Consider the following 18,531-nt stretch of genomic DNA (forward strand, 5'->3'; position numbering starts at 1 on the left):
TCAGTTGGAGGATTGCTGCTGATAGGTCGACATCGCCAGGCACAGGTCGGCCCATGCCTTGCTCTTGTCGCCCAGCGTGCGCAACAGGTAGGCCGGGTGGTAAGTCACCACCAGCGGCAGGTCCTGGTAACGGTGCACGGTGCCGCGCAGGCGCGAGACCGGCGTGGACGGGTCCATGCCCAGCAGCGAGATCGCCGCGGTCTTGCCCAGCGCCACCAGCACGGTGGGCTGGATCAGCGCGATCTGGCGTTGCAGGTAAGGCAGGCAGGAAGCCACTTCCTGCGGCGAAGGCGGACGGTCGCGGCCGTCGTCGCCGGTCGGCCGGCATTTCACGATATTGGCGATATAGGCGTTGTCGCCGCGCCTGACGCCCATGGCCGCCAGCATGTTGTCCAGCAGCTTGCCCGCGGGGCCGACGAAGGGCTCGCCCTGCTGGTCCTCGTTGCGGCCGGGACCTTCGCCGATGAAGAGCCACTTGGCCTTCTCGTCGCCGACGCCGAAGACGGTGTTCTTGCGCCCCTTGCACAGGCCGCAGCGGCGGCAGTCGGAGACGATCTCCTTGAGCTGCGGCCACTCCATGGCGGCGATCCTGGCCACCATCGGATCGACCTGTGCCGGCGCATCCTCGCCCTCGTCCTCGCCGATGCCGTCCAGGATCAGCGCCGGCTCCACCGAGGCGGCGAAATCCATCTCGTCCAGCCAGGAAGGCGGGCCGCCGTCGTCTTCAACCGGCGCGCTGCGACGCTCGGGAGCGCGCGGCATGGCCGGAGCGGCAGGCGCCGCAGGCGCGGGACGCGGCGCCGGCCTTGCCACAGGGGCAGCCGGAGCTGCCGCAAAGGCATCCTCCAGGTCCTCATGCTGCACGGGCTGCGCCACCGGGCGCGCAAGCGGCGCGGCCGCCTGGAGCGGCGAAGCGGTCTCGGCCGCCGCAGGCATCACGGCGTCCGCGGCAACCGCTTCTTCCACCGCCAGTTCGCGACGCACCCACACCGGGCCGATGCCCAGCGCGTCCAGCAGCTCCAGCGAGGAGCCGAATCCATTCTCGTTCTTCAATTCTTCGCTCATAACGCCAGACTCATGACGATGGCCCCTTCGCGGGCATTGTCCGCTGCGGGGTAGTAATTCTTGCGACGGCCGATTTCAGAAAAGCCGTAGCGCCTGTAGACCTTGATCGCGTGCGCATTGGATTCGCGCACTTCCAGCAGCATGGTGCGCATGCCGTGCCTGCCGGCCAGCATGGTGGCCTGGTTGAGCAGCATCTGGCCCAGCCCCTTGTGCTGGTGCGCCGCGGCCACGCTGATGTTGAGCAGGTGCGCCTCTTCCACCGCCAGCATGACCAGGAAATAGCCCAGCAACGCATGATCGCCGTCGCGCAGGGTCTGCGCCTGGTAGCCGCTGTAGAGCGAGTCGAGGAAATTGCCGCGCGTCCAGGGATGCGAATAGACGGCGTTCTCGATCTCCACCACGGCCTCGACATCCTCGGCCGTCATCGGCGCAAACTCCAGCGCGCCGTATTGCGCCGGCAGTGCCGCCACGCTCACGCCGCCCCCTTCAGGGCATCGCGCACCTCGCGCTCGGCGGTGGTCAGCGCCACCTTGTTGCGCAGGTAGAGCGGCTGCGCCTCCTGCGCCGGCAACGCGCCGCCGCGCGCGAAATGATGCAGACCGAGCGTCGCCACGTGGCGCGCGTGAGGCATGCATTGCGGATAAGCAGAGTCGAATTCGCGGGCGCAGAATTCCGGGGTGAAATGCGCGGCATACATCGACAGGCCGTTGCCGCCGGCCACCGGACGTCCGTCGGTGGCGACCTGCCCGGCCGCCGACAACGCCGGTTCGGCCAGCACGTCCCAGCCGCCGTCCTCGCGGGCGCGATAGCGCGCCCAGTAGACCTCGCCCATGCGGGCGTCCAGGACGGCCAGCACTTCAGCGGCCTGCGCATGCGCGGCGCGGCAGGCCTGGGCGACCGCCTCCAGCGTGACCACCGGCACCACCGGGCGGTCGATGCCGAAAGCCAGGCCCTGCACCACGCCGCACGCGGTGCGCACGCCGGTGAAGGAGCCCGGCCCCACGCCGAAGGCCAGCGCGTCGCACTGCGCCAGCGCGATGCCGGCCTCGGCGAGCAGCCGCTGGATCATGGGCAGGATGGAGTCGGAATGGGTCTGCGCGCCGGCGGATTCGTGCGCGATGAGCTCGCCTTTGTGCAGCAGCGCTGCCGATGCGAGCTCGGTGGATGTTTCAATGGCTAAAATCGTGGACATCCCGCTATTCTACCGCGAGGCGCGCCAATCTCAGGGTGCGCCGCATCGTCTGCGACCGGTTTGTTCCTGCGCAAAACCCGGCCGCCCGAAGCAGGTAAAATAGCGGCGCCATGTCCTACCAGAAATTAGACCAGACCAACCGCCGCCAGCTTGCCGAGGCCCTGCGCAACGACACCTGGGTCGTCGCCTGCCTGTGCGCCGGCTGGTGCGGCAGCTGCCGCGAATACGACGCCGCCTTCAGCGCCTGGGCGCAACGCTATCCGCAGCACCATTTCGTCTGGATCGACATCGAGGACCAGGCCGACCTGGTCGGCGACCTCGACATCGACAATTTCCCCACCCTGCTGATCGAACGCGGCGGCACCGTGGCCTTTTTCGGCCCGATGGAGCCGGATACCCGCCTGGCCGAGCGCATCCTGCTGTCGCAGGTCGAGAAAAGCGACGCCGAGCTGCAGCGCGAAGCGATCAGTTCCGCGGAGCGTCGCGGCTGGCAGGAAGAATGCAGCCTGCTGGCCAAGACGGCCGACATCATCTGAGCGCCCTTTCCCGCCTCTCTTTCAGGCCAGCCAGGGATCGCTCTCCGGATGCGGATAGCGCGTGCTGACGAACTCGACGAAACTGCGCACCTTGGCCGACAGTAGGCGCCGGCTGGGATAGACCATCGACATGCCGACCTGGCCGATGTCGTAGTCCGGCAGCACCCGCACCAGCTTGCCGCAACGCAGGTCGTCGCCCAGTGAAAACGAAGGCCGCAGCGTAATCCCCATGCCGCCCAGCGCGAACTCCCGCAGCAACACGCCGCTGTTGGACACCACCTTGCTCGTGATTGGCACATCCTGCACGCCGTCGGCGGTGTTGACGTGCCAGTGGTGGCGCAAATACTCATGCGAGAAGTTGAGGCAGCTGTGGCGCGTCAGGTCCTCCGGGCGCTCCGGCGCACCGTACTGCGCAAGGTAGGCCGGCGAGGCCGACAACACCACCTGGGCCATGCCCAGCTGGCGCACGATCATGCTGGCGTCCACCTTCTGCAGGCTGCTGAAGAAGCCGATGTCGATGCCCTCCTCGACCAGGTCGATCGCGCGATCGGACAAGGTGATGTCCAGCACGACCTCCGGATACAACTGCGAATATCCCGCCACCAGCTCGCCCAGCTGGGTCTGGCCGAAACCGGCATGCGAGTAGATCGACAGCGTGCCGGTCGGCTTCTTGGTGTCCAGCGAGACCAGCGCCTCGGCGTCCTCGATCTCGGCCAGGATCAGGCGCACCCGTTCGAGGTAAGCCTGCCCGGCCTCGGTCAGCGACAGGCGCCGGGTCGAGCGGTTCAGCAGGCGGGTGCCGAGGTGGCCCTCGAGGTCGGCGATGAAGCGCGTGGCGACGGCGTTGGAGATCTCCAGGATCTCAGCCGCGCGCACGAAGCTGCCCTGTTCCACCACCTTGGCAAATACCCGCATAGATTGCAGCCGGTCCATAGTTCCCCTCTGATTGTTCCGGATATGGAAATAGTCAATTCCGATTAAAGCTGTTTTTCTTTGTCCAGGCAATATTTACACTGCTTTCATCGGTTGGCGGAATGCAACAAGGCCGCCAGCCGGGCTCCCCGGAAGCCACGGTGAAAACGCCGGACACTGCGGAGTTTTATCAACTTACCAAGAATGAAGGACAAGATCATGAACATCAAGAACATCACCCTCGCAGCCTCCCTGCTGATCGCCGCCGGCGCCGCCATGGCCGAAACCCCGTATCCGCCGGAAACCCCGTTCGTGTCGACCCAGACCCGCGCCGACGTCAAGGCTGAACTGCAACGCGCCCGCGCCAACGGTGAAATCGCCGTGCGCAACGAGTACCCCATCGTGCGCCAGGCCGACTCCCGCCTGAGCCGCCAGGAAGTCCAGAGCCAGGTGCAGCAAGCCAGCAGCGCCAAGGACCAGAACCTGTACAACGGCGCCTGAGCGCAATCCGGCCGGCCATGAACGTGGCAAGGCCCGAGCAGGCAGCGTTCCGCCTCCCGGCGTATGAACCGCCCGCCCAGGACTGAACGGCCAGCAGCAAGCAGTACCGAAGCATCACGTCAGTACCGCAGCACCAACTGCCATGTCGCCTGCAAACGATGCAGCGCATGACAGCTGGTGCCCCACCCGCCTCCTCCCGCACTCCCTGTCTCCCCGCTTCGCCCTCCAAACGTATTCTGCGGATATTTTCTGCGTATTTCGCGGGCTTTTCGCATGCTTTTCGGCTCATCCGGACGAAACCGGGTGGCAAAAACCGCCAAATGCAGGGTTTGCTGCATCGCGACATGCAAAACATCGCCCCAAAGGCCGGATCCGGCCAGCTTTTCCTTGAGATTTTGGCCTACCGGATGTAGAGTCAAGGGTTTGTTCCCTCCGGCCTAGCTAGCGGTTGTTCGTCAAAGTCTGGCCACATTTTTTTATCCCTATGGCTTTATACGTTCACAAATACGGCGGCACATCGATGGGCTCGACCGAGCGCATCAAGAATGTCGCGAAGCGCGTTGCCAAGTGGCACGACGCAGGCCACCAGATCGTCGTCGTTCCGTCGGCGATGTCGGGTGAAACCAACCGCTTGCTCGGCCTGGCCAAAGAGATCATGGCCCAGCCCGACGGCCGCGAACTGGACATGCTGGCCTCCACCGGCGAACAGGCATCGGTGGCGCTGCTGGCCATCGCCCTGCAGGCGCTGGGCAAGCAGGCCGTGTCCTACGCCGGCTGGCAAGTGCCGATCAAGACCGACTCCGCCTTCACCAAGGCCCGCATCCGCTCGATCGACGATGCCAAGGTCCGCCGCGACCTGAACGCCGGCAAGATCGTCATCATCACCGGCTTCCAGGGCGTTGACGCCGACGGCAACATCACCACCCTGGGCCGCGGCGGTTCCGACACCTCGGCCGTGGCAGTCGCCGCCGCCATCAAGGCTGCCGAATGCCTGATCTACACCGACGTCGACGGCGTCTACACCACCGACCCGCGCGTGGTCAGCGAAGCGCGTCGCCTGAACACCGTGACCTTCGAGGAAATGCTGGAAATGGCCTCGCTGGGCTCCAAGGTCCTGCAGATCCGCTCCGTGGAATTCGCCGGCAACTACAAGATGCCGACCCGCGTGCTGTCGTCGCTGACCGACCCGCTCATGCCGCTGGCCGAAGAAACCATTTCCGGCACCCTGATTTCGTTTGAGGAAGACACCAACATGGAACAAGCAACCATCACCGGCATCGCATTCTCGCGCGATGAAGCCAAGATCACCGTGCTCGGCGTGCCGGACCGTCCGGGCATCGCCTACCAGATCCTGGGCCCGGTGGCCGACGCCAACATCGAAGTCGACATGATCATCCAGAATCAATCCGTCGACGGCAAGACCGACTTCACCTTCACCGTGCCGCGCGCCGAATACGCCAAGGCCGTGGACGTGCTCAACAACAGCGTCAAGGCCCACATCGGCGCCGCCTCCATCAACGGCGACACCAAGGTCTCGAAGGTCTCCGTGGTGGGCGTGGGCATGCGCAGCCACGTCGGCATCGCATCGCAGATGTTCCGCACGCTGTCCGAAGAAGGCGTCAACATCCAGATGATCTCGACCTCCGAAATCAAGATCTCGGTGCTGATCGACGAGAAGTACATGGAGCTGGCCGTGCGCGCCCTGCACAAGGCATTCGACCTGGACAGCGCCAAGTAATCGGCGAGTCGGAGCCGCGCAAAACATTCGATGATTTTTTGCAAGACTCCGATTGACCAAACGCAGATGAGAAGCTATTATGCGTGACTTCGCTGAGGCGGCGCAGTAATCGCCTTCAGTGTGGAGACGTGGCCGAGTGGTCGAAGGCACTTCCCTGCTAAGGAAGCATACGGGCTTAAACCTGTATCGAGGGTTCGAATCCCTCCGTCTCCGCCAAAATACAAATGCCCGCGCAAGCGGGCATTTTTGTTTTGCAGCCTCATTCCGGTTTGCGCAGCAAACCACTATCACCGGAGACGAGCAAGGCCCCTGCGGGCCTTGCGCGAGGGATTCGAAGGGTTGCGCTTGCAAGCGCAACCGCGGCCTGCCGGAGGTAGGCGAATCCTTCCGTCTTCATCGAAATACAAATGCCCGCGCAAGCGGGCATTTTTGTTTTGCAGCTCCATTCCGGTTTGCACAGCAAACGCCGATGCCCGCACGAGCGGGCATTTTCATTTTCGCCCCTCTCCCGCGCCGCACTCGCCGACCCCACGCGTTTGCGCCAACTCGGCTATGCTCTTTCGCGCGGCATGCACAAAGCCGCGCTCACGGAGACTCAAACAATGACAATCAACGCCATCCTCAACAAAAGCCTCATCGCGCTCACCCTTCTCTCATCCGCTCTCGCCATGACCGAACCTGCCCAAGCCCAGACCGCCGCACCCGACGCCGCCATCGTCAAGAGCTTCGCGCCCGCCGGCGCGCTGCGCGCCTCGATCAACCTCGGCAATCCGGTGCTGGCCAATACCGACGCCAAGACCGGCGAAGCCATCGGCGTGTCGGTGGATCTCTCGCGCGAACTGGCCAGACGCCTCGGCGTGCCGCTGCAACTGGTGGTGGTGAAGTCGGCCGGCAATTCGGTGGAGAACATCGAACAAGGCAAGGCCGATATCGGATTTTTCGCCATCGATCCCAAGCGCGCGCGGGAAATCAGCTTCACCCGCCCCTATGTGCTGATCGAAGGCTTCTACGCCGTGCGCCGCGATTCGCCGATCACCGGCAATGACCAGGTCGACCGCGCCGGCACCACCGTGGCCGTCGGCCTTGGCAGCGCCTATGACCTGTTCCTCAGCCGCGAGCTGAAGCAGGCGTCCATCGTGCGCGTGCCGACCTCGCCGGCGGTGGTGCAGGCCTTCATCGACCAGAAGCTCGATGTCGCGGCCGGCGTGAAGCAGCAGCTGGAACATGACGCGCAGAAGGCTGGCGGCCTGCGTATCCTCGGCGAACGCTTCATGGTGATACGCCAGGCCATGGGCGTGCCCACTAGCCGCGGCGAGCAGGCAGCCGCCTATCTGGCCGCCTTCGTCGAAGAGATGAAGGCCTCCGGCTTCGTTGCCGCGTCGCTGGCGCGCAATGGCATCGAGGGCGCCAACGTGGCCGGGCTGAACGACTGAATCACTGCCGGCGCGCGGATAAGCAGGGATAAAAAAAGCGACCCGCCCGGGTCGCTTTTTTGATGGATGACGCCGCTCAGAAACGCGGCTTGACCGTCTTCCAGTCCGGCTTGTATTTGCGCATCTGCCCCACGTCGTCGCGCTGGCGGATGCCGCAGCTCAGGTAGAGCTCATGCAGCTTGGCGAGCTGGTCGTAATCCAGGTCCACGCCCAGGCCCGGCGCATCGGTGATGCGCACGCAGCCGTTGCGAATGGGCAGCTTGCCGCCCTTGATGACCTCCTCGTCGGCCTCCTGCCACGGGTAATGCGTATCGCAGGCGTAGGAAAGATTCTCCACCGCGGCCGCCACGTGCGACATCGCCATCAGGCTGATGCCGAGGTGCGAGTTGGAATGCATCGACACGCCCAGGCCGAACACGTCGCACATCCTGGCCAACTGCTGGGTGTCGCGCAGGCCGCCCCAGTAGTGATGGTCGGCCAGCACGATCTGCACGCTGTTCAGGGCCACGCTGCGGCGCAGCTCGTCGAAATCGGTCACCACCATATTGGTCGCCAGCGGCAGGCCGGTGCGCTTGTGCAGTTCGGCCATGCCCTCCAGTCCCGGCGTCGGGTCTTCGTAGTACTGCAGGTCGTCACCCAGCAGTTCGGCCATGCGGATCGCGGTCTCCAGCGACCAGTTGCCGTTCGGGTCGATGCGCAGCGGCGCCTTGGGGAAGGCCTTCTTCAGCGCCTTGATGCAGGCCACCTCATGTTCGGGATCCAGCGCGCCGGCCTTGAGCTTGATGCTCTCGAAGCCGTTCTCCTCGATCATCCTGCGCGCCTGCGCCACGATCTGCTGCTCCGACAGCGCCTCGCCCCAGGCGTCCGGCGCATAGGGGCTGTCGATGTGCTGCGCATATTTGAAGAACAGGTAGGCGCTGAACGGCACCTCCTTGCGCACCGCGCCGCCGAGCAGGTCCACCAGCGGCACCTTCAGGTAGCGCGCCTGCACATCCAGGCAGGCCACCTCGAAGGCCGAATACGCATTGGAGACCGCCTTGCTGGCATGCGAGCCCGGCGCCAGCTCGGCGCCCGACGAACTGGCCGGCGCCATTCCCGCCACCACGCGCCGCACGATGGCGCGCAGGCCGTTGAGGTTGAACGGATCCAGTCCGATGAGCTCGCCCTTCACCTTCTCCAGGATCGCCAGCGCCGGCGCGTCGCCATAGCTTTCGCCCAGGCCAAGATAACCGTTGTCGGTCTCGACCTGGATGATGGAACGCAACGCGTAAGGCTCGTGGATGCCGCTGGCGTTGAGCAGCGGACCATCCTTGAAGGCGATGGGGGTGACGGTGACTCGTGAGATTTTCATGGTGCTCTCTTTACAGGCGTTGCATGGAATGAGGAAGTGTCAAGCGGCCTTCTTGCCGCCGGAGCGCGCGAAGAACACCACGCCGGCCGCCACCAGCGAGGTGATGGACAGGCCCAGCAGCCCGCCCTGGATGGAGCCGGTGCGCTGCTCGAGGAAACCGAAGGCGGTCGGGGCCACGAATCCGCCCAGGTTGCCGATGGAATTGATCAGCGCGATCACGCCGGCGGCGATGCGCGCATCGAGATAGCTTTGCGGCAGCGGCCAGAACAGCGAAGACGCGGCCTTGAAGCCCACCGCCGCAAAGCAGATCGAGACGAAGGCGAACGTCGAACTGCCGAAGGTGGAGATATACATGCCGATGGCGGCGATGATCAGCGCCGTCGCCGCCCAGGCCTGCTGGTGCTTGAAGCGCGCGGCCAGCGCGGCGAAGGCGTACATGGCGACGATCGAGATCAGCCAGGGAATGGAGTTGAACAGCCCGACCTGGAAGTCGCTGAACGTGCCCATCTTGCGGATGATGCTGGGCAGCCAGAAGGTGGCGCCGTAGATGGTCAGCGAAATCGAGAAGTAGATGAAGCAGAAGATCACGATCTGCCCATCGCGCAGCAACTGCAGCGCCGACACGTGCGCCGGCCGGTTCTTCACGCGCTCGGCCTGCTCGGCGACGATGGCCGAGCTCACCGCGTTGCGCTCGGCATCGCTCAGCCATTTGGCATCGGCCGGCATCGAATCCAGCCAGAACCAGACGAAGCCGCACAGCAGCACCGACGCCATGCCCTCGATGATGAACATCCATTGCCAGCCATGCAGGCCGCCGCCCTCGATCTGCAGCAAGCCGCCGGAAATCGGGCCCGACAGGATCGATGCCAGCGCCGATCCGCTCAGGAAGATCGCCATGGCCCGGCCGCGCTCGCTGCCCGGCAGCCATTGCGTGAAGTAATAGATCACGCCCGGGAAGAACCCCGCTTCGGCCGCGCCCAGCAGAAAACGCAGCACATAGAAGGTGGTCTCGCTGTTGACGAATGCCATGGCGGTGGCCGCCAGCCCCCAGGTGGCCATGATGCGCGTGAGCCAGGCCTTGGCGCCGAAGCGCTGCAGCAGCATGTTGGACGGCACCTCGAAGATCGCGTAGCCGATGAAGAACAGGCCCGCGCCCAGGCCGTAGGCTGCCGTGCCGATGCCGACGTCGGTCGCCAGATGGCTGCGCACGAAGCCGATGTTGACGCGGTCGATGTAGTTCACGATGAACATGATCACGAACAGCGGCAACACGCGCTGCTTGATCTTGCCGACCGCCTGCTCAAGCACGGTCGGCGCGGCTGCCGCCGGACTCCCGGCTGCCACGGCTTGCTTTGCTGTATCCACGAATGTCTCCTGGGTTCTTGTCGACGCTCTTGCACGGCTACGCGGCGGCATGGCGCCGCTGTCGGGCGCGCAGCCTGCGCGGAGGGCGCCGTTTGATTTTTCGGCCTGGACACATTAAAACACTAATATATTAGTGCGTCAATGAAAGCAAACGGGTTTATCATTCATGGTCTTGATGGCAACTTCGTCGATCTGGCCGGAGTTGACCATCTCTTGCATTCAGGAACACCAGCATGACCACTACCGCCGCCCTCTCCGATCCGTCCGATTCGCTGGTCTTCGCCCCGCGTGCGCTGGACCGCTCGCGCCATGCCGCGCCGCAGGTCTTCGAGCATTTGCGCGAGCTGATCGTGGCCATGCGCATCGCGCCGGGCACGGTGCTGCAGCGCGCCGACCTGGCCGCGCAGTACGGCCTGAGCCAGACGCCGATCCGCGACGCCCTGATCAAGCTGGGCGAAGAAGGCCTGGTGGACATCTTCCCCCAGCACGCCACCGTGGTCAGCGCGGTGAATGTGACGATGGCGCGCCAGGCGCATTTCCTGCGCCGCTCGATCGAACTGGAGATCGTCCACACGCTTGCGCGCACGGCCGATGCCGCGCTGGTGACCCGGCTGCGCGACAGCATCGAATTGCAGAAGGTCTTGGCCGAGCGCGAGAATTACGCCGACTTCGTCTCGGCCGACCAGGCCTTCCACCGCCAGATGTACGAGGCCGCGCAGGTGCCCGAACTATGGGCGATGGTGCGCCGCCAGAGCGGCAACCTGGATCGCCTGCGCAACCTGCATGTGCCCATCCCCGGCAAGGCGCGCCGCGTGATCGGCGACCACACGGCCATCGTCGACGCCATCGCCGCCGGCGATCCGGCCGCCGCGCAGGCGGCCTTGCGCGAACATCTCTCGGGCACGCTCTCGCACCTGGACGACATCCGCGCACGCTTCCCGCATTACCTCAAGGATTGAACGCGCAACGCGGCGCCGCAATGAAAAAAGGCCGCGGGCGTGATGCCTGCGGCCTTTGTCATTGAACGGCGCGCCGTTCAGATGTCGATGTCGTCCAGCGGCAGCGAAGGATGCTCGCTGACGATCTTCAGCCTGCGCCCCTCCAGCAGCATCGCGTGGAAGTCGGTGGCCGGCACCGGCCGCGAGAAGATGTAGCCCTGCAACTCATTGCAGCCGGCATCCTTCAGGAAATTGAACTGCTTCTCGGTCTCCACGCCCTCGGCGATCACCTTGTGGCGCAGCTGCTTGGCGATGCCGATGATGGCGCTGGCAATCGCGCAGTCGTTGGTGTCCTCGGGGATGCCCATGGTGAAGGAGCGGTCGATCTTGAGCGTATTGATCGGGAAGCGCTTCAGGTAGGACAGGCTGGAATAGCCGGTGCCGAAGTCGTCCAGCGAGATCGTGATGCCCAGGCTGCAGACCTTTTCCATGATGGTGATCACGCGGTCGGTGCTGTGCATCAGCATGCTCTCGGTGATCTCCAGCTCCAGCCAGTCGCCGCTGAGCATGTGACGGCTCAGCGCCGCGCGGATACGGTCCGGCAGCGAGCGCGTGAATTCGCGCGCGGTCACGTTCAGGGCGATGCGGATCGGCGCCAGTCCGGCTTCCTTCCACGCGCGCGCCTGGCGGCAGACGGCGTCCAGCACCCAGTCGCTCAGTTGCACGATCAGGCCGGTCTCTTCGGCGATGGGGATGAACTCGCCCGGCAGCAGCAGTCCGCGCTCCGGATGCTGCCAGCGCACCAGCGCTTCGGCGCCGGTGATGGAGCCGGTCGCCATGTCGACCTTGGGCTGGTAGTACAGCAGCAGCTCGTTGTACTCGAACGCGTGCAGCAGCCCGGTCTCGATGCGCAGCAGGTCCAGCGTGTTGCGGTTCATCTCTTCGCTGTAGTACGCGTAGCCGCCTTCGTTGTTCTCGCCGCCCCGCTTGGCGCGGTACATGGCGATGTCGGCCAGGCGCAGCAGGGTTTCGGTGTCGCTGGCGTCTTCCGGATACATGCTCACGCCGATGCTGGCGCCTACGCGCAGCTCGTGGCCGTCGATGAAGAAAGGCTCGTCGAACAGCGACAGCAGTTTCTGCGCCACGAAGCCGGGGTGGTAATCCTTGTCGATGTCGAACAGGGCGACGGCGAATTCGTCGGCGCCCAGGCGCGCCACCACATCCTGGTCGCGCAGCGCGCGGCGCAGGCGGATCGCCACTTCCACCAGCAGCATGTCGCCGGCCACGTGGCCCAGCGTGTCGTTGATGGGTTTGAAGCGGTTCAGGTCGATGAACATCACGCAGCCGTGCATGCTGCCCTGTTGCGCCTCCAGCAACGCCTGGTCGACGGTGCGGGTGAGCAGCGTGCGGTTGGGCAAGCCGGTCAGCGAATCGTAATAAGCCAGGTGATGAATCAGCTTTTCGGCGTTCTTGCGCTCGGTGATGTCGTTGATGTAGCCGATCAGGCCGATGGGGTTGCCGTGCTGGTCGCGCATGACCGACAGCGACAGGCTGGCCCAGAAGGTCTCGCCGGACTTCTTGCGGCGACGCACTTCCATCTCGCGCCCGCCCTGTTCCAGGAACATGTCGGCCAGCGAGTCTTCCTCTTCTTCGTTCTCGTACAGGAACAGGACATTGCGGCCGATGGCTTCCATCGAGGTATAGCCGAACAGCTGCTCGGCGCCGCGGTTCCAGCTGGTGATGAAGCCGGCCGGATCCATGGTGATCACCGACTCGTGCATCTGGTTCAGGATCTGCGCCTGCTGTTCCAGCTTGGCCTCGATCTGGTCCAATGCGCGGGCGCGCTTCTCCGTTTCGGCGCGACGCTGCATCAGGCGGCCGGTAAAGCCGGCCAGCATCGCCAGGCGGTCGCGCTCCTGCTTGGTATAGGGGCGGTTCAGCGCCGGGAAGACATAGTGGCCGAACAGGTGGCCGTCGTGCTCCACCGAATGGTGCAATCCGTTGCCCTCAGGCACAGGACCGGCCACATAGCGCCCGCCGGGACGCTTCAGGAAACCCGAAGCGATCCCGCCGAGCGCGGCGTGCAGCGCCATGCCTTGCAGGTTTTGCATCGCGTCCAGCAGTGCCGAGCAACATGCCAGATCGTCGGTGCCAACGGAGGAAATCATGAAATTCAGGCCTCTGTGCTGACTCGGGTTGCCCAGTTAAAGGCCTGCATGAGGCATTCGCAATAGGCGCGCGCATCGAGGCCGGCAGCCTCGAGGTCGGTATGGCGCAAGGGAATGCGGCCATACTCGGAGCGCTCCACCACATCCAGCAGCTTGCCCAGGCGGCCGCTGCGCGTGGTCAGCGCATTGACCATGTCGACCGGCAGCTTGAGCGGCTCGATGATGTCGTTCAGGGGCATGCCGAGCAAGACGTCCAGCAGCGAGAACATGCCGGTGATGAAGGCACGGTCCAGCTCCTCTTCGGTGCATTCGACGCGCTGGGCCATCGCTTCCATCAGCGCGGCGCGCGCAGCGGCGCGCGGCAGCAGCGGATTGGCCGACTCGTCGCCGGGGAAGCGCGCGTACAGCAGCAGTTGCAGCCAGCGTTGCAGCTGGCGGCGGCCCAGCAGGTTGATGGCCTGCGTGAAGTTGGTGATGTGCGCGGAGAAACCGAAGGCCGCCGAGCTGACCAGCTTGAACAACTGGTAGGACAGCGCCGGATCCTGCTTGAGCAGCGACTCCAGGTCGCCGGCATCGGCGTCGCGCGCCACCAGTTCCAGCAGCTTCAGCAGGCGCGCGCGGGAAATCGAATTCTTCTGCGACAGGCGACTGTCCGGGTGCAGCGCGTAGTCGCCCGAGAACCAGCGGAAGCCCTCAGCCCGGCACAGGTCGAACTGGATCGCGTCGCTGACGTTTTCCACCAGGTGCGGCCCGCGCAGGCGATGCAGCCATTGCACCGCTTCCGGCAGATTGCCCACACTGGCGTCCAGCGTGAGCGATTCGACGAACGGGAACACGTTGGCGCCCTGCGCCGGCAGGCCGTCGGCGATGATCGAAAAGCCGCGGCTGTAAAGCCAGTCCAGCGCATCGATCTTGCCCGGGTCCACGCAATGCTCGACCGGCACGCGCAATGCGACCTGGCCCTGCGGCACGGGGTTGTCGAACTCGGGAGCGAAGACCGACGGGTCGCGGACCGGAATGATGCAGGTCAGCCCGCCCAGCGCCTCCTGCAAGCCGAACTCGTTGAAAAGTCGGGATAGCAATGCACTGCCATCCTCGTCGACGGGAGAGATGTGCAAAGACAGCGCGGTCCATACGTGGTGAACGTCGGCGACAGGCTGCAGAAACACGAGAGGAAAAGGAACGCTTTTATCCTGAACAGCCATATGTTTTTATCGTTGGCGGCACTTTTTTTGTTTTACAAGGCACGCAATCATGATGAAAAACCGTTGAAAAGTTTCCCAGCAGAATTCTTAATTAAATTCAAATTTTTCTAAATATACCTGATAAAAATGAGCTTGCAAGCAAGCTTTAATCTGACAAGAAAAATTCTTGCAAATCATTCAGAAAACGGCGGCCCAAATCGGTAGGACGGATCAAAGCGTGATCCCGATACAACATTCCCTTTTGCTCGGCCAGATCCAGCTGCTTCTGGATCTGCGTCAGGCTCATGCCGGTGCGCTCGGCGAACAGGTTGGGCGGGAAGCCCTCGGTCAGGCGCAGCGTATTGAGCATGAACTCGAAACCCAGGGCGTCGCGACCGATCTCGGCCTCTTCCTGGACCGGCGCTCCGGCGCGGGTCTTTTCCAGGTAGGTCTGCGGATGCTTGTATCGCATCTGGCGCACGATGCGATGCGGGAAGGACAGCTTGGAATGGGCGCCGGCGCCGATGCCCAGGTAGTCGCCGAACTGCCAGTAGTTCAGGTTGTGCCTGGCGCGGCGCTTGGGCTGGGCGTAGGCCGAGACCTCGTAGTTCACATAGCCGGCCGAGGATGTCAGCTCGGCGATCATGTCCTGCATGTCGGCGCTGGCGTCGTCGTCAGGCACCGGCGGCGGGTACTTGGCGAACAGCGTGTTCGGCTCCAGCGTCAGGTGGTACAGCGACAGGTGCGGCGGCGCGAAGGCGATCGCCGTCTCGATGTCGGCGCGCGCCTCGGCCAGCGTCTGCTGCGGCAAGGCGTACATCAGGTCCAGGTTGAAATTGTCGAAATTGGCCTGGGCGATCTCGACCGCCTTCATCGCCTGGCCGCCGTCATGGATGCGCCCCAGCGCTTCCAGGTGGCGGCCGTTGAAGCTCTGGATGCCGATCGACAGGCGGTTGATGCCGCTTTCGCGGTAGGACCGGAATTTCTCGGCCTCGAAGGTGCCGGGATTGGCTTCCATCGTGATCTCGATATCGCCGTCCAAAGGCAGCAAGGTGCGCAGGTCCGACAGCAGGCGGTCCAACCCGGCCGCCGACAGCAGGCTGGGCGTGCCGCCGCCGATGAAGATGGTGTAGATCTTGCGGCCCCAGATCAGCGGCAGCGCCATTTCCAGGTCGGCGCGCAGCGCGTCGAGGTATTCCTGCTCGGGGAAACTGCCCTTGACCTCATGCGAGTTGAAGTCGCAATACGGGCATTTGCGCACGCACCACGGGAAATGCACATACAGCGACAACGGCGGCAAGGCCGTCAACTGCAGGCTGCCCGGCTTCAGGAAGGCCAGCGCGGCCTGCGCCGGCCCGGACGGCGCCTGCTCGGCCGGCACGTTGGACGGGACCGGTTTGATGGGGATCATTTCAGCTTCTCTACCAATGCGCGCAAGGCCTGGCCGCGGTGCGAGACGGCGTTTTTCTCGGCCGCGGAGAGTTCGGCGGCGGTCTTGCCCAGCGCGGGCAACAGGAAATACGGGTCGTAGCCGAAACCACCCTCGCCGCGCGCCTCGGCGACGATCTCGCCCTTCCAGACGCCGTCGGCGATCACCGGCTGGGGATCCTCCGCATGGCGCACATAGACCAGCACGCAGTAATAATAGGCGGACTTGTCGGCATGCGCGGCCAGGTCCTTGATCAGCTTGGCGTTGTTGGCGGCGTCCGACTTCGGCTCACCGGCATAGCGCGCCGAGTACACGCCGGGGGCGCCGCCCAGGGCGTTGACGCAGACCCCGGAGTCGTCGGCCAGCGCCGGCAGCCCGGTCAGGCGGGCGGCGTGGCGCGCCTTGGTCAGGGCGTTTTCGACGAAGGTGCCGAACGGCTCTTCCGCCTCCGGCACGTTGAATTCACCCTGCGGGCGCACGTCGAGGCCGATGTCGCCCAGCAGGCTGGCGAATTCCTTGAGCTTGCCGGCGTTGTTCGACGCCATCACGATCTTTTGCTTGGTATCCATGCTTGTCTTGTCTGGCTCGTATCGTTTTGCAAAGTTTTACGCGGTGCAATGAAAAACGCCATGTCGTCGATATGTCGTCGATTCAACATGGCGTTTCCCTTGAAAGCCGCATTGTAAAGCGATTCGCGGGCGCCCGCAGGCCGCCCCGCGCATGCGCGCTGCCGCGCTTACAGGCCGAGGGCCTGCTTCTGCAGCGTGTTGAGGGTGGCGATGCCCTGCTGCGCCAGGTCCAGCAGGTCATTGAGGGCGGCGCGGTCGAAGGCGGCGCCTTCGGCGGTGCCCTGCACTTCCACGAAATGGCCGGCATCGGTCATGACCACGTTCATGTCGGTATCGCAGTCGGAGTCTTCCAGGTAATCCAGGTCCAGCACCGGCACGCCCTTGTAGACGCCGACCGAGATCGCGCCCACGAAGTGCTTCACCGGGATGGTCTCGATCAGGCCGCGCGACTTCAGCACCGAAAAGGCGTCATAAGCCGCCACCATGGCGCCGGTGATGGCCGCGGTGCGGGTGCCGCCGTCGGCCTGCAGCACGTCGCAGTCCAGGTGCAGCGTGCGCTCGCCGAAGGCTTCCAGGTCGAAGGCGGCGCGCAGCGCGCGGCCGATCAGGCGCTGGATTTCCTGGGTGCGGCCGGACTGCTTGCCGCGGGCGGCCTCACGGTCCATGCGGGTATGGGTGGAGCGCGGCAGCATGCCGTATTCAGCGGTCATCCAGCCCTGGCCCTTGCCTTTCAGGAAGCCCGGCACCTTTTCCTCGATGCTGGCGGTGCACAGCACGCGGGTGTCGCCGAACTCGACCAGCACCGAGCCTTCGGCGTGCTTGGTGTAGTGGCGCGTCAGGCGCACGTCGCGCAGCTGGGAAACGGCGCGGCCGCTGGGTCGTTGGGATGCTGTCATGTCAGGTCCTTGTACTGTCTGCTGTTTTAAGAAGCCGGGAATCGTGAAAAACCGGCAATTTCGATGTTTTGATAGCGCGCCGCCGTCAATCTTCTTTAAAATGCGGGATCCGATCGGCCGATGCCTTCCGGGCCGCCGCGGCGGCTGCCGGAATTTTCGAATCCGGCATTGTAAAGGATGGCACGCCGCCCGGCGCGACATCGCTGCATGCCCGCCTTCGCATCGCAACCGACTCTACGACCCGCCAACGCGCCGCCGCATCCCGGCCGGCGCAAGCACACCGGAGCCTGAATTTGACCATCTACAGCATGACCGGCTATGCCGTCACCACCCGTGAAACCACAGCCGGTACGGTCACCGTCGAGATGAAAAGCGTCAACTCGCGCTTCCTCGACCTGCAATTCCGCATCAACGACGACCTGCGCGCGGTCGAGCCCATGCTGCGCGAAGCCATCATGGGCCGCCTGGTGCGCGGCAAGGTGGAGTGCCGCCTGTCCTTCGGCCGCAAGGTCGCCACCGGCAACAGCCAGGCGCTCAACGCCGGCGTCGTGGCCGGCCTGTCGACTCTGCAGGACCAGCTGCGCGCGCAGTTCCCGGACGCCGCGCCGCTGTCGGTCAACGAGCTGCTGCGCTGGCCCGGCGTGATGGAAGAAGCCGAGATCAGCCAGGAAACCCTGCAGGCCGACATCCTCTCGACCATGGGCCAGACCCTGGACTCCTTCGTCGACACCCGCGCGCGCGAAGGCGCGGCGCTGCAGGCCGTGATCCTGGCCCGGGTCGACGCCATGGAAGCCATCGTGGCCCGCATCACGCCGCTGATTCCGCAACTGATCGAACAGTTCAAGCAGAAGGCCACCGAGCGCATGACCGAAGCGCTGGGCCTGGCGCTGAACACTGCGGGCGCCTCCGCCCCGCTGGCCACCCGCGAGGAATCGCTGGAGCGCATCCGCCAGGAGGTCACGCTCTACGGCATCCGCATCGACATCGCCGAGGAACTGGCGCGCCTGTCGGCGCACCTGGCCGAAACCCGCCACATCCTGAAAAAAGGCGGCCAGGTCGGCAAGCGCCTGGACTTCATGATGCAGGAACTGAACCGCGAGGCCAACACGGTCGGCTCCAAGGCCGCCGTCAAGGAACTGGCCGACGCCTCGATGGAACTGAAACTGCTGATCGACCAGATGCGCGAGCAGGTTCAGAACCTCGAATAAGACCACGCCGCCAAACGGCGGGCCGCGCCCGCCGCCGGCAACAACG

General features: G+C 64.6%; 17 protein-coding genes and 1 tRNA gene. 7 read left to right on the forward strand and 11 right to left on the reverse strand.

Going from position 1 to position 18,531, the window contains the following annotated elements; genetic code table 11:
• From CEJ42_RS01830 to tsaB, 3 genes are read right to left on the reverse strand one after another with little or no spacing between them, the layout of a single operon-like run.
• On the reverse strand, window positions 1-1,065 hold the full coding sequence (locus CEJ42_RS01830) for a uracil-DNA glycosylase (protein WP_088749868.1): 1,065 nt from the start codon (window positions 1,063-1,065) through the stop codon (window positions 1-3).
• Entirely contained in the window at window positions 1,062-1,541 is a 480-nt protein-coding gene (rimI, locus tag CEJ42_RS01835; RefSeq protein WP_420809770.1) for a ribosomal protein S18-alanine N-acetyltransferase, read from the reverse strand. The genes CEJ42_RS01830 and rimI overlap by 4 nt, the downstream gene beginning before the upstream one ends.
• The gene (gene tsaB, locus CEJ42_RS01840) at window positions 1,538-2,257 is read right to left on the reverse strand and encodes a tRNA (adenosine(37)-N6)-threonylcarbamoyltransferase complex dimerization subunit type 1 TsaB (protein WP_088749869.1); all 720 of its coding nucleotides are present in this window, start codon (window positions 2,255-2,257) and stop codon (window positions 1,538-1,540) included. The genes rimI and tsaB overlap by 4 nt, the downstream gene beginning before the upstream one ends.
• A gap of 110 nt (window positions 2,258-2,367) precedes the next feature.
• On the opposite strand from tsaB, the gene CEJ42_RS01845 reads away from it, so the two are divergent.
• The gene (locus tag CEJ42_RS01845) at window positions 2,368-2,793 is read left to right on the forward strand and encodes a thioredoxin family protein (protein WP_079215160.1); all 426 of its coding nucleotides are present in this window, start codon (window positions 2,368-2,370) and stop codon (window positions 2,791-2,793) included.
• 21 nt (window positions 2,794-2,814) lie between these two features.
• Here the strand turns inward: CEJ42_RS01845 and CEJ42_RS01850 are convergent, their stop codons facing one another.
• Window positions 2,815-3,726 carry a LysR family transcriptional regulator gene (locus CEJ42_RS01850; RefSeq protein ID WP_079215161.1) on the reverse strand — a complete coding sequence of 304 codons (912 nt, stop codon included), beginning with the start codon at window positions 3,724-3,726 and terminating at the stop codon, window positions 2,815-2,817.
• Window positions 3,727-3,924: 198 nt separating this feature from the next.
• Between CEJ42_RS01850 and CEJ42_RS01855 the strand changes: the two genes are divergently transcribed.
• The 4 genes from CEJ42_RS01855 (at window position 3,925) to CEJ42_RS01870 (ending at window position 7,377) form a co-directional block, all read left to right on the forward strand.
• A complete protein-coding gene (locus CEJ42_RS01855) occupies window positions 3,925-4,206 on the forward strand; it encodes a DUF4148 domain-containing protein (protein WP_079219104.1) in 282 nt (93 codons plus the stop codon).
• Window positions 4,207-4,690: 484 nt separating this feature from the next.
• Window positions 4,691-5,944 (forward strand): aspartate kinase, encoded by a 1,254-nt coding sequence (locus CEJ42_RS01860; RefSeq protein ID WP_079215162.1) that lies wholly within the window; start codon window positions 4,691-4,693, stop codon window positions 5,942-5,944.
• 122 nt (window positions 5,945-6,066) lie between these two features.
• Window positions 6,067-6,160, forward strand: a tRNA-Ser gene (locus CEJ42_RS01865).
• Between the two features lie 452 nt (window positions 6,161-6,612).
• Entirely contained in the window at window positions 6,613-7,377 is a 765-nt protein-coding gene (locus CEJ42_RS01870) for an ABC transporter substrate-binding protein (RefSeq protein ID WP_165774384.1), read from the forward strand.
• A 76-nt stretch (window positions 7,378-7,453) separates the two neighbouring features.
• On the opposite strand, the gene CEJ42_RS01875 is transcribed toward CEJ42_RS01870, so the two are convergent.
• A complete protein-coding gene (locus CEJ42_RS01875; RefSeq protein WP_088749871.1) occupies window positions 7,454-8,728 on the reverse strand; it encodes a glucarate dehydratase family protein in 1,275 nt (424 codons plus the stop codon).
• 39 nt (window positions 8,729-8,767) lie between these two features.
• Window positions 8,768-10,093 (reverse strand): MFS transporter, encoded by a 1,326-nt coding sequence (locus CEJ42_RS01880; protein WP_237772497.1) that lies wholly within the window; start codon window positions 10,091-10,093, stop codon window positions 8,768-8,770.
• A gap of 233 nt (window positions 10,094-10,326) precedes the next feature.
• On the opposite strand from CEJ42_RS01880, the gene CEJ42_RS01885 reads away from it, so the two are divergent.
• A complete protein-coding gene (locus CEJ42_RS01885) occupies window positions 10,327-11,052 on the forward strand; it encodes a GntR family transcriptional regulator (protein WP_088749873.1) in 726 nt (241 codons plus the stop codon).
• Between the two features lie 77 nt (window positions 11,053-11,129).
• Here CEJ42_RS01885 and CEJ42_RS01890 read toward each other — a convergent pair whose 3' ends face one another.
• The 5 genes from CEJ42_RS01890 to rph all read right to left on the reverse strand — a co-directional run bounded on the left by CEJ42_RS01890 (window position 11,130) and on the right by rph (window position 17,277).
• The gene (locus CEJ42_RS01890; protein ID WP_079215166.1) at window positions 11,130-13,199 is read right to left on the reverse strand and encodes a putative bifunctional diguanylate cyclase/phosphodiesterase; all 2,070 of its coding nucleotides are present in this window, start codon (window positions 13,197-13,199) and stop codon (window positions 11,130-11,132) included.
• A gap of 5 nt (window positions 13,200-13,204) precedes the next feature.
• Window positions 13,205-14,404 carry an EAL and HDOD domain-containing protein gene (locus tag CEJ42_RS01895; protein ID WP_079215167.1) on the reverse strand — a complete coding sequence of 400 codons (1,200 nt, stop codon included), beginning with the start codon at window positions 14,402-14,404 and terminating at the stop codon, window positions 13,205-13,207.
• Window positions 14,405-14,549: 145 nt separating this feature from the next.
• Window positions 14,550-15,794, reverse strand: a complete 1,245-nt coding sequence (gene hemW, locus CEJ42_RS01900) for a radical SAM family heme chaperone HemW (protein ID WP_079215168.1) — start codon at window positions 15,792-15,794, stop codon at window positions 14,550-14,552.
• Window positions 15,791-16,381 carry an RdgB/HAM1 family non-canonical purine NTP pyrophosphatase gene (gene rdgB, locus CEJ42_RS01905; protein WP_088749874.1) on the reverse strand — a complete coding sequence of 197 codons (591 nt, stop codon included), beginning with the start codon at window positions 16,379-16,381 and terminating at the stop codon, window positions 15,791-15,793. The genes hemW and rdgB overlap by 4 nt, the downstream gene beginning before the upstream one ends.
• A 167-nt stretch (window positions 16,382-16,548) precedes the next feature.
• A complete protein-coding gene (gene rph, locus CEJ42_RS01910) occupies window positions 16,549-17,277 on the reverse strand; it encodes a ribonuclease PH (RefSeq protein ID WP_088749875.1) in 729 nt (242 codons plus the stop codon).
• 293 nt (window positions 17,278-17,570) lie between these two features.
• On the opposite strand from rph, the gene CEJ42_RS01915 reads away from it, so the two are divergent.
• On the forward strand, window positions 17,571-18,485 hold the full coding sequence (locus CEJ42_RS01915) for a YicC/YloC family endoribonuclease (RefSeq protein ID WP_088749876.1): 915 nt from the start codon (window positions 17,571-17,573) through the stop codon (window positions 18,483-18,485).
• Window positions 18,486-18,531 lie beyond the last annotated feature (46 nt).

This window comes from Herbaspirillum robiniae (assembly GCF_002213415.1).
In the GTDB taxonomy this organism is placed as follows: Bacteria; Pseudomonadota; Gammaproteobacteria; order Burkholderiales; family Burkholderiaceae_D; genus Herbaspirillum; species Herbaspirillum robiniae.

Coding starts and splice junctions, on each gene's coding strand:
- CEJ42_RS01830 (WP_088749868.1), bottom strand. CDS start 1,065: ATGAGCGAAGAATTGAAGAACGAGAATGGATTCGGCTCCTCGCTGGAG.
- tsaB (WP_088749869.1), bottom strand. CDS start 2,257: ATGTCCACGATTTTAGCCATTGAAACATCCACCGAGCTCGCATCGGCA.
- CEJ42_RS01845 (WP_079215160.1), top strand. CDS start 2,368: ATGTCCTACCAGAAATTAGACCAGACCAACCGCCGCCAGCTTGCCGAG.
- CEJ42_RS01850 (WP_079215161.1), bottom strand. CDS start 3,726: ATGGACCGGCTGCAATCTATGCGGGTATTTGCCAAGGTGGTGGAACAG.
- CEJ42_RS01855 (WP_079219104.1), top strand. CDS start 3,925: ATGAACATCAAGAACATCACCCTCGCAGCCTCCCTGCTGATCGCCGCC.
- CEJ42_RS01860 (WP_079215162.1), top strand. CDS start 4,691: ATGGCTTTATACGTTCACAAATACGGCGGCACATCGATGGGCTCGACC.
- CEJ42_RS01870 (WP_165774384.1), top strand. CDS start 6,613: ATGACCGAACCTGCCCAAGCCCAGACCGCCGCACCCGACGCCGCCATC.
- CEJ42_RS01875 (WP_088749871.1), bottom strand. CDS start 8,728: ATGAAAATCTCACGAGTCACCGTCACCCCCATCGCCTTCAAGGATGGT.
- CEJ42_RS01885 (WP_088749873.1), top strand. CDS start 10,327: ATGACCACTACCGCCGCCCTCTCCGATCCGTCCGATTCGCTGGTCTTC.
- CEJ42_RS01890 (WP_079215166.1), bottom strand. CDS start 13,199: ATGATTTCCTCCGTTGGCACCGACGATCTGGCATGTTGCTCGGCACTG.
- CEJ42_RS01895 (WP_079215167.1), bottom strand. CDS start 14,404: ATGGCTGTTCAGGATAAAAGCGTTCCTTTTCCTCTCGTGTTTCTGCAG.
- hemW (WP_079215168.1), bottom strand. CDS start 15,794: ATGATCCCCATCAAACCGGTCCCGTCCAACGTGCCGGCCGAGCAGGCG.
- rdgB (WP_088749874.1), bottom strand. CDS start 16,381: ATGGATACCAAGCAAAAGATCGTGATGGCGTCGAACAACGCCGGCAAG.
- rph (WP_088749875.1), bottom strand. CDS start 17,277: ATGACAGCATCCCAACGACCCAGCGGCCGCGCCGTTTCCCAGCTGCGC.